Source organism: Streptomyces sp. NPDC059564 (genome assembly GCF_042735575.1).
Taxonomy (GTDB): Bacteria; Actinomycetota; Actinomycetes; order Streptomycetales; family Streptomycetaceae; genus Streptomyces.
Genome location: NZ_JBHWBP010000662.1, coordinates 1 through 1,682 on the forward strand (window position 1 = coordinate 1; position 1,682 = coordinate 1,682).

The 1,682-nt window shown below is 72.5% G+C and carries 2 protein-coding genes; one reads left to right on the forward strand and one right to left on the reverse strand.

What is annotated here, in order from left to right; translation table 11 throughout:
* The first annotated feature begins 144 nt into the window (after positions 1-144).
* Positions 145-633, forward strand: coding sequence for a DUF4265 domain-containing protein (locus ACFV0Q_RS41420; RefSeq protein WP_385013262.1), 489 nt, complete (start codon positions 145-147; stop codon positions 631-633).
* A 90-nt stretch (positions 634-723) separates the two neighbouring features.
* Here ACFV0Q_RS41420 and ACFV0Q_RS41425 read toward each other — a convergent pair whose 3' ends face one another.
* A complete protein-coding gene (locus tag ACFV0Q_RS41425; RefSeq protein ID WP_385013264.1) occupies positions 724-1,479 on the reverse strand; it encodes a DUF4232 domain-containing protein in 756 nt (251 codons plus the stop codon).
* Positions 1,480-1,682: the final 203 nt, after the last annotated feature.

Below are 1,682 nucleotides of genomic sequence, written 5' to 3' on the forward strand. Positions count from 1 at the left end.
CCTCGCCCCGCGCGCCCGGGGGGGCCGGCCCCCCCCCCCCCCGCCACCCCCCACCCCCCCCCCTCCTCTCACCCCCCCCCCCCCCCCCCGCGTCCGCGGCCATCGAGCAGGGATCCGGTACGAGGTGTCGTTGACGATCGCCGCATGATGGTGGTCATGGACAACGTGGTCGAGGAGATCAAGGTCTGGTTCCGGTTCACCCCTCGCGAGGGATGGCTCCCACAGGACACCGAAGGCCTGTGGGCGACGAAGGTCGGCGATGACACGGCCAGCGTGCGGAACGCCCCGTTCCTTCAGGACGGTGTGGCCGAGGGCGACGTGGTGCGGTACCGGACCGACTCCGACGGCCTCCACTGGGCCGTCGGCCGGGTCAGTTCCTCCGGGAACTGCACGATCCGTGTCCTGCCCGAGCCCGCCGGCCCCCTGGGGCGCAGCGCTCAGGCGGTGCACCGGCACTTCTCCGAGTTCGGGCTCGGCGGCGAGGTCTTCAGCGCGGACTTCCCCATGGTGGCCCTCACCGCACCGGCGGGCGCGGACTTCGCCGGGATCAAGGCGCTTCTGACCCGCGGGCGGGACGAAGGCTGGTGGCACTACGAGGTCGGTTGTGGCACCGACGCCTGGTGGAAGGCCTGACAGCGCCGAGCCGGAGACGGCGGGGACACCGACGAGGCGCCGGCCGTCCGGGGTGGATTTCCCAGGACCGGCGCCACCGGCGAGGGCGTCTTACGAGCCGAGTGCGTCCGTCATCTCCTGCTGCCAGTACGTGACCGTCAGCGAGCTGTCGTAGGAGAGACCCTTCGCCGGCAGGGACGGGGTCGCGGACGCACCGCCGACGCTGTTGGGCGTCTGGCCCTGGAACGCGATCGTGAGCCGATGTCCGGTCGTCCCGCCCTCGCCGCTGCCGTCGGCCGCCGACAGCATGACGCCCGCGTAGCCCGACTGGCCGGGCGCGAGGGACACCACTGCCTGGGGCTTGGTCTCGCTCCGCGCGACCGGAGCCCACTGCATCTCGTCGAAGCGGAGCACCGGGTAGTACGTCAGGTCGCAGAGCTTCGAGCCGGTGTTCTTCACCGTGATCAGCATGTGGTTGAGGGGCCGGGGGACCGGCTGGACGGTGACCTCGGTGTTGGAGCCGTTGCACAGGACGCGGTTGCCGGGGGCGGCCGGGTCCGACGAGCCCTTCGCGTTGCCCTGGTCGGTTCCGGTCTTCGCGCCGCCGGTCGCCTTCGCACCCCCGGTCGTCGCCGCGGGGCCCGGGGACGGGGTACCCGAGGTCCCCGGCTGACCGGCCGGGGCGCCCGTGGGCGTGGGCGTGGAGGTGGCGGAGTCCCCGGCGGCCGCGGCTCCCCCGTCCTGGAGGCCCGTGCCGTTCTGGCAGGCGGTCAGGGCGAGCGCGGCGAGGGCGACGGCGGCCGCACCCGCAAGACGCCGGGACGTACGGGTGGTGTTCGAGGCGAGGGTGCTGCGGAACGCGGTCATGGCTGATTCCCCATCATGTGGCAAGGCCGTGGCGGCCGGTCGGGACCGGCTGCCGGGAGCGGTGTGCTTGGATGACCTGAGCTTGTCCGGTGATCCATCCCAGCCACCACATCCGAGGGGCGATCAGGGATGCTGGAACGCCGAAACGAGCTCTGAGCTGCTGAAACAACCCGTCCCTGGGATGCGGGACGGGACTTGGGGTG

What these genes read in the sequence shown, in the direction of transcription:
- ACFV0Q_RS41420 (WP_385013262.1), top strand. Translation starts at nt 145, where the DNA reads ATGATGGTGGTCATGGACAACGTGGTCGAGGAGATCAAGGTCTGGTTC.
- ACFV0Q_RS41425 (WP_385013264.1), bottom strand. Translation starts at nt 1,479, where the DNA reads ATGACCGCGTTCCGCAGCACCCTCGCCTCGAACACCACCCGTACGTCC.